At 65.7% G+C, this 11,689-nt stretch carries 9 protein-coding genes; 1 reads left to right on the top strand and 8 read right to left on the bottom strand.

What is annotated here, in order from left to right:
* Window positions 1-148 precede the first annotated feature (148 nt).
* On the top strand, window positions 149-2,782 hold the full coding sequence (locus tag AC1DT7_RS11750) for a glycoside hydrolase family 3 protein (RefSeq protein ID WP_478036136.1): 2,634 nt from the start codon (window positions 149-151) through the stop codon (window positions 2,780-2,782).
* A gap of 176 nt (window positions 2,783-2,958) precedes the next feature.
* On the opposite strand, the gene AC1DT7_RS11745 is transcribed toward AC1DT7_RS11750, so the two are convergent.
* The 8 genes from AC1DT7_RS11745 to AC1DT7_RS11710 all read right to left on the bottom strand — a co-directional run bounded on the left by AC1DT7_RS11745 (window position 2,959) and on the right by AC1DT7_RS11710 (window position 11,681).
* Window positions 2,959-3,936, bottom strand: coding sequence for an MBL fold metallo-hydrolase (locus AC1DT7_RS11745; RefSeq protein ID WP_478036135.1), 978 nt, complete (start codon window positions 3,934-3,936; stop codon window positions 2,959-2,961).
* Between the two features lie 120 nt (window positions 3,937-4,056).
* Entirely contained in the window at window positions 4,057-4,284 is a 228-nt protein-coding gene (locus tag AC1DT7_RS11740; RefSeq protein ID WP_478036134.1) for a glutathione S-transferase C-terminal domain-containing protein, read from the bottom strand.
* 28 nt (window positions 4,285-4,312) lie between these two features.
* Window positions 4,313-5,017, bottom strand: coding sequence for an NTP transferase domain-containing protein (locus AC1DT7_RS11735; protein WP_478036133.1), 705 nt, complete (start codon window positions 5,015-5,017; stop codon window positions 4,313-4,315).
* Window positions 5,014-6,102 (bottom strand): inositol-3-phosphate synthase, encoded by a 1,089-nt coding sequence (locus AC1DT7_RS11730; protein WP_478036132.1) that lies wholly within the window; start codon window positions 6,100-6,102, stop codon window positions 5,014-5,016. Before AC1DT7_RS11730 ends, AC1DT7_RS11735 begins: the two co-directional genes overlap by 4 nt.
* The gene (locus AC1DT7_RS11725; protein WP_478036131.1) at window positions 6,099-6,983 is read right to left on the bottom strand and encodes a CDP-alcohol phosphatidyltransferase family protein; all 885 of its coding nucleotides are present in this window, start codon (window positions 6,981-6,983) and stop codon (window positions 6,099-6,101) included. Before AC1DT7_RS11725 ends, AC1DT7_RS11730 begins: the two co-directional genes overlap by 4 nt.
* 426 nt (window positions 6,984-7,409) lie before the next feature.
* The gene (locus AC1DT7_RS11720) at window positions 7,410-8,060 is read right to left on the bottom strand and encodes a DsbA family oxidoreductase (protein WP_478036130.1); all 651 of its coding nucleotides are present in this window, start codon (window positions 8,058-8,060) and stop codon (window positions 7,410-7,412) included.
* A 112-nt stretch (window positions 8,061-8,172) separates the two neighbouring features.
* Window positions 8,173-9,513 (bottom strand): c-type cytochrome, encoded by a 1,341-nt coding sequence (locus AC1DT7_RS11715; RefSeq protein WP_478036129.1) that lies wholly within the window; start codon window positions 9,511-9,513, stop codon window positions 8,173-8,175.
* A complete protein-coding gene (locus AC1DT7_RS11710) occupies window positions 9,510-11,681 on the bottom strand; it encodes a xanthine dehydrogenase family protein molybdopterin-binding subunit (protein WP_478036128.1) in 2,172 nt (723 codons plus the stop codon). Before AC1DT7_RS11710 ends, AC1DT7_RS11715 begins: the two co-directional genes overlap by 4 nt.
* Window positions 11,682-11,689 lie beyond the last annotated feature (8 nt).

Genomic DNA, 11,689 nt, shown 5'->3' with positions numbered 1-11,689 from the left:
GGGTGTAAATCTGGCGGCGGCGGGAGACGAAACCGATGTGATTATAATTGACCGTGCTGCTTCGCTGACGTCGGCCTGGCGATGACGCAGGGGCTGGTACCGCTACCATCTTTTGGTTAGACCTCTCAAAAAACGGGAGAGGGTTCTCATGAAGTTCAAGCTATTGGCCGCGGCCGCAACGGCGTCGTTTCTCGTGACCGGCGCAGCCTTTGCGCAGGATGTGCCGGCGACTCGCGCCGCCGGCGGCAATGTCGAGCAGCGCGCGGCGGCGATCGTCGCGAAGATGACGCTGGAGGAAAAGGCGGCCCAACTCGGCAACGTCGCGCCGGCTATCCCGCGGCTGGGCGTGCCCGCCTATAATTGGTGGAACGAGGGCCTGCACGGCGTCGCGCGGGCCGGCTTTGCGACCGTTTTCCCGCAGGCGATCGGCATGGCCGCGACCTGGGACGTGCCGCTGATGGGGCAGGCGGCCGACACGATCAGCACCGAATTCCGGGCGAAATATGTCGAGCGGGTTCACCCTGATGGCAGCGCGGATTTCTATCGCGGTCTGACCGTGTGGTCGCCCAACATCAACATCTTCCGCGACCCGCGCTGGGGGCGCGGGCAGGAGACCTATGGCGAGGATCCATATCTGACAGGCAGGATCGGCACCGCCTTCGTCAGCGGCCTCCAGGGCAACGATCCGAACTATTACAAGACCATCGCCACCTCGAAGCATTTCGCGGTGCATAGCGGCCCGGAGTCGAACCGGCACCGCGAGGACGTGCACCCGAGCGCGCATGATCTGGAGGACACCTATCTCCCCGCATTCCGCGCGACGGTGACCGACGGCAAGGTGCAGTCGATCATGTGCGTGTACAACTCGGTCGACGGGGTGCCGGGCTGCGCCAACGACTTCCTGATGAACCAGCGGCTGCGCAAGGACTGGGGCTTCAAGGGCTATGTCGTGTCGGATTGCGGCGCGGCGGCGAACATCTATCGCCCCGACAGCCACCATTATCGCAAGACGCCGGCCGAGGGCGTCGCCGTCGGCTTCCAGGCGGGCATGGACCTGATCTGCGGCGATTACCGCAACCATATGACGACCGACGCGGATTCGATCGTCGATGCGGTCAACAAGGGGTTGTTGCCGATCGCGACGGTCGACCAGTCGCTGGTGCGGCTGTTCTCGGCGCGCATCCAGCTTGGGCTGATCGATACGCCGGTGCGGCCGTTCGCTACCATCACCGCAGCCGATAACGATACCCCGGCGCACCGTGCCCTGGCGCGCAAGATGGCCGAGGCGTCGATGGTGCTGTTGAAGAACCAGGGCAATTTGCTGCCGCTGAAGAGCGCACCGAAGACGATCGCGGTGATCGGCCCCAACGCCAACAGCCTGGATGCGCTGGTCGGCAATTATTACGGCACGCCCTCGAAGCCGGTCACCGTGCTCGACGGCATCCGCGCGCGCTTCCCTGATTCGAAGATCGTGTTCGCCGAAGGCTCCGGGCTGGTCGGTCCGGCCGAGCCGGCGGTGGCGGACAGTGCCCTTTGCGTCGATGCGGACTGCAAGACGCCGGGGCTGAAGGCCGAGTATTTCGCCGGCGCCAATCTCGAAGGCGCGCCGGTCGAGACCAAGATCGAGCCCAATGCCAGCATCGCATGGACGGGCGACAAGACCGGCGACAAGGCGACATCGGTACGCTGGACGGGCACGCTGGTCGCGCCCGAGAGCGGTGAATACCACTTCCGTTTCGTGACCGAGAATGGATATCGCGTCTATGTCGGCGACAAGGCCGTCGTCGAGGAATGGGGCATCGGCAACGAGCCGTCGATCCTGTCCGGCTCGATCACCCTGGAGAAGGGGCGGAAATACCCGATCCGTGTCGAAGGCTTCCAGCGCGGCGTGCGCGGCGAGCAGCGTCTTGTCTGGAGCGTGCCGGGCCATGATGGCGAGGATGCGATCGCGGCAGCAAAGGCGGCCGATCTCGTGGTGTTCGTCGGCGGCCTGTCGGCCCGCATCGAAGGCGAGGAGATGAAGATCAAGGCGCCGGGCTTCAGCGGCGGTGATCGCACCAGCCTCGATCTGCCGGCGCCGCAGGAAGAGGTGCTGAAGCGGGTTCAGGCGGTGGGCAAGCCGACCGTGCTGGTGCTGATGAACGGCAGCGCGCTGAGCACCAATTGGGCCGACGCGAACGTGCCGGCGATCGTCGAGGCCTGGTATCCGGGCCAGGAAGGCGGCGCAGCAGTGGCGCGGCTGCTGGCGGGCGATTTCAGCCCGGCCGGGCGGCTTCCCATCACCTTCTACAAGAGTGCCGACCAGCTTCCTCCGTTCGAGGATTATAGCATGGCTGGGCGGACCTATCGCTACTTCAAGGGCGAGACGCTGTACCCGTTCGGCCATGGCCTGAGCTACACGAGTTTCGGCTATGCCAATCCGCGGGTGGTGACGAAGGGCGACGTGACCGTATCGGTCGATGTGACCAACAGCGGCGCCAGGGATGGCGATGAAGTGGTGCAGCTCTATCTGTCGCATCCGGACGTGGCCGGTGCGCCGGTACGCGCGCTTGAGGGGTTCCAGCGTATCCATCTGGCGAAGGGCGAGAAGCGCACGGTGACCTTCGCGCTCAATGACCGGGCGCTGAGCGTCGTCGACGACAAGGGCGATCGCAAGGTCGTGCCTGGGGCGGTAGATGTCTGGGTCGGTGGCGGTCAGCCTGTGTCGCGGCCGGGTATGGCGCAGGCGGCAGGCGTGAAGACCAGCTTCAAGGTGACGAAGTCGGCGGTGCTGCCGAAATAAGGCGATAGGGTTTGCCGCGGCGCGGGAGCGATGCGCCGCGGCAAACCCAGCCCCGCTTTCGCTCGATGCGGATGTACCGGTTTGCCCGGGGGCAGGGAAATGCCTGGCGACCGGAATGCGACGGGTGCGATGAACGGGGCAAGCCTGACCAGGCGCGCACTGGTGCGGAGGTCTTGTCAGAACCGGTAGACGCCGCCCGCCTCCGCCGCGACGAACCGTTCCGCCGGGATGTCCGCCGCTTCCAATGCGGCCGCCAGTGCTTCTATTGGAGCGTCACGCGGTTCGTCGGTTAGCTGGAAAGTGCCCCAATGGATGCCGAGCGCGTGCCTGGCGCCAACGTCGCCCAGGATCGCCACTGCCTCGGCCGGGTTGACGTGCTGGTTCGCCATGAACCAGCGCGGCTCATAGGCGCCGATCGGAATGAGCGCGATGTCGGGCACGCCGTGGCGGGCGCGGATATCGCGGAAGATGGCGCCGTCGCCATAGCCGGTGTCGCCGGCGAACCAGACCGAGCCGGCTGGCGTGTCGAGCCAGTGACCGGCCCATAATGCCATGCGCCGGTCGCCAAGGCCTCGCGCCGACCAGTGGTTGGCGCGGGTGAGGGTGGTGGTCATGCCGGGGGCGAGTTCGATCCGATCATGCCAGTCGCCGACGGCGGTCCGGGCGTCGGGTATCGCGCGCCGCACGATCGTGTCGTTGCCGAGTGGCATGATCATCAGCGGCGCATGCGCGGTGTGCAGGCGTTGCAGCGTGGCAAGGTCGAGATGGTCGTAGTGATTATGGCTGAGCAACACCGCGTGGATCGGCGGCAGATGCTCGAAGGCGATGCCCGGCGCGGTCACCCGCTTCGGGCCGGCAAAGGATAAGGGGCTTGCGCGGTCGGACCAGACCGGATCGGTGAGGATGTTCACGCCGCCTGCCTGGACGAGCAGGGTCGCGTGGCCGACCATGGTGACGGTCAGCCGGTCGGGCGCGGGGGTGGGGCGGGCCTGATCGACCGGCACCGAGGCCGGCCAGCGGGCGGGGCGCTCGGCGAGTTTCCAGCGCAGACCTTCCGACAGGGAGCGGTCGGTGACGGGCTGGCCGGGATTGAAGAAGCGGGTGCCGTCGAAATGATCGCCGGGCGGTGCGTCGTGGTAGCGGTTTTTCGGCATCGTTGGGGGTTCTGCCGCATTGCCAGCCACTGCGCCAGCTTGCGATCGAGACGTAAGCGGGGTTGGATCATTCCTCCCGGTGATGACGGCCTTCGTCAGCAAGAGAAAAGGGGTGCACCATCACACGGTCTGGCGGGTGGTCGTCATCGAGGGACGCCGATCGAAGCGGTCGAACCATCCCGTCAGATTCGGCCGTCCATCGCGCCAGTCGCGGTCGGGCCAGCGGAAATGGAGATAGCCGAGCAGCGCGGACACCGCGATCTCGCCGATCATTGGCTCGTCCCGCAACGTCGCTTGTTCGAGTGAGTCGAACGCGGCATCCCGTGCCCGGGCGAAGCGGATGAGCATCGCATCAGACCGCTGGTCGGGCCAACTGTCAGGCCGTCTGGGACGCCCAGCGTTCGGCCAGCACATGGGCCTTGGGATCGTCCACGTCGATCCAGGTGATGCCGGTGCAGTCGGCGACGTGAGCGAGGCCCTGGCCGGCGAGATAGCCGACGCCCGCGCTGAGCGAGGGGGCCTCGAAGTGCTTCAGCGCCTCGAACAGGGCGGGGGCGACCGCGAAGACGCCGGTGTCGAAGCAGTCGAAGATGTCGATACCCTTGCCGATGGACACGATAGCGTCGCCCCGGGTCTCGACCCGGGTGACATCCTCCATATCGACCGCTTCCTGTTCGAGCAGGCGATCGATGCCGAGGGTGAGGCCACCTTGTGCGCCGACCGTGGCGAGACGGCGATACAGCGCCGGGTCGACCAGATGGTCGCACATGGCGAGCAGCGCTTCGCCGCCCCTCGTCGCTGCCTCGGCCGCGAGGACCGAGGTGCCGTTGGGCTTGCGATAATCCTCGGACATCACCGTCTCGACCGTCACCGGCCAGTCGCGCGCGGCGACGGCTGCGGTGATGGCTTCAGCACCGTATCCGAGCACCACGATGACCCGCCCGATGCCAGCAGCGGCAAAGCCGGTGATAGCGTGTTCGAGCAAGGTCTTCCCCGCGACGACGCAGAGGGGCTTGTAAGGGGCAAGCGCCCGCAGCCGGCTGCCTTCGCCGGCTGCGAGCAGGATCGCAGTATCGATCACGCTGCGATGAATTCCTCGACCGCAACCTGGGCGAGGTCATCGGTCATCTGCGTGCGCGGGTGCTTGCAGAAATAGGCCGAGGCGCCATCGATCGGGCCGCCAAGGCCGCGATCGAGCGCGAGTTTGGCGCAGCGGATCATGTCGATCGCGACGCCGGCCGAATTCGGGCTGTCCTCGACCGAGAGGCGCAGCTCCAGGTTCATCGGCACGCCGCCGAACAGCTGGCCTTCCATGCGCAGGAAGCAGATCTTGTTGTCGTTCTGCCAGGCGACATAGTCGGACGGACCGACATGGATGTTCTCGTCTTCGAGGCGCTCGGCCGCGACCGACTGCACTGCCTCGGTCTTGGAGACCTTCTTCGAGGCAAGGCGCTTGCGGTTCGACATGTTGAGGAAGTCGGTGTTGCCGCCGGTGTTGAGCTGATAGGTGCGATCGAGCTTCACGCCGCGCTTGGCGAACAGGTCGGTCAGCACGCGGTGGACGATCGTCGCACCGAGCTGCGCCTTGATGTCGTCGCCGATGATCGGCACGTTCGCGTCGGTGAAGCGCTTCGCCCATTCCGGGTTGCTGGCGATGAACACCGGGATGTTGTTGACGAAGGCGACGCCGGCTTCGAGCGCGCATTCGGCATAGAATTCGCTCGCTGCCTGCGACCCCACCGGCAGATAGTTCATCAGCACGTCGGTGCCCGATGCCTTCAGCTCGGCGATGACTTCGTCCTTGGTCGGCTCGGCGATGTCGGCGAGCAGGAAGGTGCGGTCATCGGGATAGTCGGCCATGTGCTCGGCAAAGCCGTCGAGGATCTTACCCATCTTCACCTTGGTGCCGGTCGGCTTGACCACCGGCGAGAAGATCGCGGTGCAATTGGGCTTGGAGAAGATCGCCTCGGCAACGTCCTTGCCGACCTTGCGCTTGTCAACATCCCAGGCGGCGACCACCTGGATGTCGCTCGGACGATAGCCGCCGAGTTCCCAGTGCATCAGGCCGACATTGTCGTTCGCGCCGTCCCGATAATGCTCCAGGCCCTGCACTAGCGAGCTTGCGCAGTTGCCTACGCCCACCAGGGCGATCCGAATGCTGTTCATGGTCGATTGATATCCTTGGAGTGAAAAGAGAATGACGGGGCAGCCACGGTGGATGCGGTTGCCGAAAACTGACGCAACAAAGCGGCCTCTATATGGCGATGCCACAGGATGCCGACAGCAGTAACAAAGAACAGGGGCACGAGCTCGAACCACCAGAACCAGCGAGGGTCGCCGGACAGGCAGGCGAGGAAGATCGCATAGACGCGCACATTGGCGGTCAGCAGGATCATCAGCCGCATCGGCCCAACGGCGCGCGTCGAATACGCTGTCGCGAGCCGGGGGGCGAGAGTGCGATCCTCGAACAGGCCATCGAAGCGGGTAGATGCCCGATCGATGGAAGTGGCGATCCAGTCATAGGCACGGACCACCACATTGCCTGACCCCGCCACCACCGGGCCACGTGCGAGCCCGCGCGCGCGACGGTGGAAGCGGGCGCGTTCGCCCTCATAAAGGCTGGACTGGACGATATGGGCGGCCCCCGCGCCCAATGCCCAGGCCCAGCCCTCGCCGGTGCCGATCGAGGTCGCGATGACGACGTAGATCAGGATGAACACGCCGTGATCGCATACGCCGTCGAGAATGCGGCCGAGCGGACTGGCGGTGTTCGTCGCGCGGGCGACCATGCCGTCGAGTCCGTCGGCGATCAGCCAGCCGATCGACAAGGCGAGACCCACCAGGGCAAATCGCCAGTCATGCCACTGCGCATAAGCGACAGCGGCCATAATCCCCAGGCCGAGACCCATGACCGACACGAGATTTGCGGAGACACGATGCTCCACCGCCCAGGGCAAAAGGGCGCGCGCGGCAGGGTGAATGATCCAGAGGTTTGTAGGATCCTCTATCCGGCGATCCCGCGACCCGTCCGGTGGAGGCGTTGTCATGCGTGCGTCATATAAACTTCACGGCGCGCAAGTCCAAAGAATGTTAATCTTGAACGGGAAAATCGCGCCGGACCGTTGATGCCGGCTGTGCCGGATCGGTAGCGACGGCAGGCATCTTGTTCCCACATGAAGGCGCATTCCACCCGTAAATCACCGAATCGGCGCGTTATTGGCTCTATCACGTCGGAATGGCATGAATCCATTGCTGCCCGACCCGGATGTTATATCCGTGGGCGACGCCATGGTCGATCGGCGCTTCTGTCGCGACTCGGGAAGGCGTATTTTCCGGTCCAGGTGTCCTCCGCAGCTCCCGCACGGCATCCCCCGAAATGACAGTTGGTTCATGTGCCCTGTCCCCGCCTCACGGTGATGGCGGCAGCGGGGTGCCCGGCACGTGGGATCGCCCGCCGATACGGACGTGGCGGGCTAGGACGCCTCGGCCGCGATCTTGCGCAGTGCATTCTCGAATGCCTCGGGCGGCTGGCCGCCGGAAATGAGATAGCGGTCATCGATGACGATCGCCGGCACCGCGCTGATGCCGCGCGACTGCCAGAGCTGCTCGACGCGGCGAACTTCCTCGGCATATCGGCCCGAGGTCAGGACTTCACGGGCGGTCTGAGGATCGAGACCGGCTTTTTCGGCCGCTGCGACGAGCACGTCATGGTTGGACGGATCCTGCTGGTCGGTGAAATAGGCGTCGAACAGCGCATGCTTGAGGGCTGACTGATGACCTTCGATCTCGGCCCAGTGGAGCAGCCGGTGCGCGTCGAAGGTATTGTAGATGCGGCTCTGGTCGGTACCGCGCATGGCGAAGCCGAGCTCGGCGGCGCGGGCCCGGATCATCTCGCGATTGGCGGCCGACTGCTCCGGGGTTGAGCCGTATTTCTGGGCCACGTGCTCGACGATGTTCTGGCCCTCGGGCGGCATGGCGGGATTGAGCTCGAACGGCTGGAAAGTGATGTGGGCATCGACCACATCTCCGGTCTTCGCCAGTGCCTCTTCCAGTCCGCGCAACCCGATGATGCACCAGGGGCAGGAGACGTCGGATACGAAATCGATCTTCATCGGGCGGGGCATGGAGAATCCTTTGCGAGCTTCGCCCCCGATATGAGGAGCGCGGCGCGGGATTTCCAAGGGTTGGCGAGCCTGTCCCTGTACATTCCAAAACTGCACCGCGGATGCAGCGTTGTCATGTGGCCTTACGTAGCGCCGCAACCTGCTTCGGCGTTATCTTCGATGGCTTCGATCCGAAACGGGCGGTGACGTAGTTTGCCACGGCGGCGATCTCCGCATCGCTATAGGCGTGGCCGAATGCCGGCATGACCATGTCGCCCTGTGTCGTTGCCCGCCGTGCGCCGAGGATCACCACCTGCGCGACATTGGTCGCGTCCGGATCGTTGACTGCCCTCGATCCGTTGAGCGTCGCGAGGCCGGTCAGCGCGCCGTTGCCGTTCCAGGCATGGCAGCCGATGCAGGCGCCTTCGAAAATCTTCTTGCCGAGTGGAGAAGCTTCGTCCGCTACCGCCAGCCGGTGACCGAGCGGCGCGGGGCCGGGGGCCGGATGTGGCTGGTCAGGTGTAGGGACCGCTGGCACGCTGCGCAGATAGGTAACCATCGCCGCGACGTCCGACGGGGTCAGGTGGCGCAGGCTGAGATCGACGGCCTCGCCCATAGGGCCGGTCGCTGTGCCACGGCCAGGGGCGTGGCCTTGCGACAGATATTGAGCGAGCTCCGCGCCGCTCCAGTCGCCAACGCCGGTCGCTTTGTCGGCAGTGATGTTGAAGGCGCGCCAGCCAGCGGTGACGGCGCCGGCATATTTGCGACGATTGTCGAGCGCCTGCATCAGATTGCGCGGTGTGTGGCATTCGCCGCAATGCGCCAGCGCCTCGGTGAGATAGGCGCCGCGGTTCCATTCCGGGCTACGATCGGTGTTGGGCTCGAAGCGGCGGTTCGGATTGAACAGCCCGCCCCAGATCGACATCAGCCAGCGCTGGTTGAAGGGGAAGGAGAAGGTGAGCTTCGGCCGTTGCTGTTTCACCGGCGCGAGCGTGGCGAGATAGGCGCGGATGGCGAGCCCGTCGGCATCGGTCATCCAGGTGTAGGAGGTGTAGGGCATCGCCGGATAGAGATGCGCCTTGGGGCCCTTGCCTTCACGCAGTGCGGCGAGGAACTGGGCGTCGGTCCAGCCGCCGATGCCGGTCTGCTTGTCGGGCGTGATATTGGGCGACCAGATCGTGCCGAAAGGCAGCTTGAAAGGCAGACCGCCGGCAAAAGGCACGCCGCCCTTGGCGGTGTGGCAAGCCTGGCAATCGGCGGCGAGCGTCAGGTACTTGCCGCGCGCCACCGGATCGGCCGAGGCGAAATCGGCGGGCACGCCAGTGACGTTCGGCCCTCTATACTCGGCCAGTGATACGCGGTGCCCGCCGGCGAAATCCATCGCGCCAGGCCCGAAGGCGATCCAGGCGAAGACACCAGCGCCGACCACCACGATGGCGACCACGACACTCCCGATGATGCGACGGCGGCTCATGCTTCCTTCCTCCCGGCCAGCACATCGCGGTCGATCGGCAGGCGGCGCAGGCGCTTGCCGGTGGCGGCGAAGATGGCGTTGGCGAGCGGTGCCATCGAAATCGAGGTGCCGGCTTCTCCTATGCCGCCCGGCGCTTCGCCACTGCGCATGATGTGCACCTCGATCGGCGGAGTCTCGTTCATGCGGAGCATCCGGTAATCGTGGAAATTGCTCTGCTGCACCCGGCCTTTTTCGATGGTGATCTCGCCGTGCAGCGCCGCGGTCATGCCGAAGATCAGGCCGCCCTGGAGCTGGGCGATGATTGTGTTCGGGTTCACGGCGATGCCGGTATCGACGACGCAGACCGCCCGGCGCAGCGTGACCTCGCCATCCTCCGAAACCCCGGCCTCGATGACGGTGGCGATCCAGCTGGCAAAGGCTGGCTGGACCGCGACGCCGCGGCCGACGCGTGGCGGGAGGGGGCCGCCCCAGCCCGATTTCTGCGCGGCGACGCGGAGCGCGGCCTGGAGCCGGGGCGCCTTGCCGAGCATGTTCATGCGGAACTGGACCGGATCGATGCCGGCCTTGTGCGCGAGTTCGTCGATGAAGCTTTCGATGACGAAGACGTTATGTGCCGGTCCGACGCCGCGCCAGAAGCCGGTGGGAACGGCCGGTGGTTCCTCGCGGACGAAATCGACGCGAAAATTGGGGATGTCGTACGGCATGTCCTGGGCGCAATCGACCGCGTCGAAATCCTGCCCGTTGACGAAAGCGGGCGGCAGCCAGCGCGCCAGCACCGACGATCCAGTGATGACATGATGCCAGGCGCTGATCCTGCCATCTTCGAGCGTCGCGCTCAGCCGGTCGTGCCAGGAGGGGCGATAGACGTCGTGCTGGATATCCTCTTCGCGGCTCCACACGACTTTGACGGGACCATCGACATGCTGCGCGATGCGCACCGCCTTTTCGATCGGGTCGACCTCGAGCCGCCGGCCGAAGCCACCACCGAGCAGGTGATTGTTGACGACGACCTTGTCGAGCGGCAGGCCGGTGACCTTGGCGACGACCGCCTGGGCCCGACTCGCCACTTGGGTGCCGGTCCAGATCTCGCATCCGCCGGGGGTTACATGGACGGTGCAGTTCATCGGCTCCATCGCGGCATGGGCGAGGAACGGCACGTCATAGGTGACCTGGATCGGGTCCTTGCCGAGCGCCTTTACGACATCGCCGACATTCTTGGCGTTGACGCCGGGGCGCTGGCTTGCCTTGACCAGATTGGCGCGGACCTGGGCGGTATCGACGCCAGCATTGGCCCCCTCGTTCCAGGTGATGTTCAGCGCGGCGAGGCCCTGTAGCGCCGCCCACATATGGTCGCCGACCACGGCAACCAGATCGTCGAGCACCACCACCTGCCGGAAACCCGGCACCAGCTTTGCCGCACTATCGTCGACATGGCCGACCTTGCCGCCGAACACGGGGGAATGGGCGAAGGTGGCGAACGTCACGCCGGGCGGCATGGCGTCGATGCCGTATTTGGCCTGGCCGTTGACCTTTTCCGGCGTGTCGAGCCTGCGGAGCGGCCTGCCGATCAGGCGGAAATCCTTCGGGTCCTTGATCTGCGGTTCGGCCGGCGGCTTCAGCCCGGCGGCGCGTCCGGTGAGCGCGCCATAGCCGAGGCGGCGGCCGGTGGCGTCGTGGATCACCTCGCTCGCCTCGGTGCGGCAACTGGCCGGGTCGACCTTCCAGCCGGAGGCGGCTGCCTGGACCAGAATCGCGCGGGCGCCCGCCGCCGCCTTGCGCAGGGGCAACCAGAAAGCTCGGATCGAGTTGGAATTGCCGGTCGCCTGCAGGCCGAACACCGGATTGCCATATAGTGCGTCGCTGGGTGGGGCGTGCTCATAAACGACCTTGCGCCAGTCGGCATCGAGCTCCTCCGCGAGGATCATGGAGATCGAGGTATAGGTGCCCTGGCCCATCTCGACCTGCGGCATCACCAGGGTGACCTTTCCGGCCTGGTCGATGCGGATGAAGGCGTTGGGCGCGAAGCCCGGTGCCGCCGCGTCGGCTGCCATGGTGCCGGGCGCGACGAAGCCGATAAGCAGGCCGCCTCCGACCGCCGCGCCGACCTGGAGCAGGTGGCGGCGGGAGAGAACGGGGCCGGTGGGCGAAGGGGCGGTGTTGAGCGACATTTGCAGGG

The sequence above is a fragment of the Sphingomonas sp. P3_C6 genome (assembly GCF_056402595.1).
Note: the sequence above shows the minus strand (reverse complement) of the source record. Positions and strands in the feature narration are given on the sequence as shown.

Excerpts from the sequence above, each read along its gene's own strand:
- AC1DT7_RS11750 (WP_478036136.1), top strand. The coding sequence starts at position 149 with ATGAAGTTCAAGCTATTGGCCGCGGCCGCAACGGCGTCGTTTCTCGTG.
- AC1DT7_RS11745 (WP_478036135.1), bottom strand. The coding sequence starts at position 3,936 with ATGCCGAAAAACCGCTACCACGACGCACCGCCCGGCGATCATTTCGAC.
- AC1DT7_RS11740 (WP_478036134.1), bottom strand. The coding sequence starts at position 4,284 with ATGCTCATCCGCTTCGCCCGGGCACGGGATGCCGCGTTCGACTCACTC.
- AC1DT7_RS11730 (WP_478036132.1), bottom strand. The coding sequence starts at position 6,102 with ATGAACAGCATTCGGATCGCCCTGGTGGGCGTAGGCAACTGCGCAAGC.
- AC1DT7_RS11725 (WP_478036131.1), bottom strand. The coding sequence starts at position 6,983 with ATGACAACGCCTCCACCGGACGGGTCGCGGGATCGCCGGATAGAGGAT.
- AC1DT7_RS11720 (WP_478036130.1), bottom strand. The coding sequence starts at position 8,060 with ATGCCCCGCCCGATGAAGATCGATTTCGTATCCGACGTCTCCTGCCCC.
- AC1DT7_RS11715 (WP_478036129.1), bottom strand. The coding sequence starts at position 9,513 with ATGAGCCGCCGTCGCATCATCGGGAGTGTCGTGGTCGCCATCGTGGTG.
- AC1DT7_RS11710 (WP_478036128.1), bottom strand. The coding sequence starts at position 11,681 with ATGTCGCTCAACACCGCCCCTTCGCCCACCGGCCCCGTTCTCTCCCGC.